The organism is Vibrio sp. 2130-1 (assembly GCF_033339515.1).
Window position 1 is genome coordinate 1 of the sequence record NZ_JAWOUT010000547.1, and the last position, 569, is coordinate 569.

The following is a 569-nucleotide window of genomic DNA, read 5'->3' on the forward strand; positions in this document are numbered from 1 at the left end:
AAAATCATCATGTTGAACGGGGGCTGAAACGGGCGCTCCCATTTTCTTCCAATCTGGGAAAAGCTCGTCTAAGGCGCGAGTCTCAAACACCGCACCAGATAATATATGTGCGCCGACCTCAGAGCCTTTTTCTACCACACAAATTGACAGCGCTTCGCCTTCACGATCTTGGTTCAACTGTGCTAATCGACATGCTGCACTTAACCCCGCAGGGCCAGCTCCGACGATCACCACATCAAACTCCATGCATTCACGTTCCATTTTTGTGCTTCCTTTTTATTTTCGTCATCTGGGTGACATTTTTCGTTTATATAGAAAACTATAGCTCAGTTAACGTAAACGTGAATTCGATGAGAGGTAGTCATAGCTTTGAAGCATGAAAGAGTGACATGTGTTTGAAAATTAAACCGTTAGTGATGATTTTATCTGTTCGGTTGGTGGGTTTGAATTAGCGCGTAAAGCAGAAAAAAGGCTTCCATTTAGGAAGCCTTATGTCGTTATGACTTAGTTACACTTGGCCTTTGCAGATGTTCTGCAAGCACCTTGGTAAAGCGCGCGGCTTCACCGCC

At 44.8% G+C, this 569-nt stretch carries 1 protein-coding gene; it reads right to left on the reverse strand.

Going from position 1 to position 569, the window contains the following annotated elements:
- The coding region (locus R7Q09_RS27310) for an NAD(P)/FAD-dependent oxidoreductase (protein WP_318144103.1) at nucleotides 1-261 on the reverse strand (261 nt) is incomplete at its 3' end.
- Nucleotides 262-569: the final 308 nt, after the last annotated feature.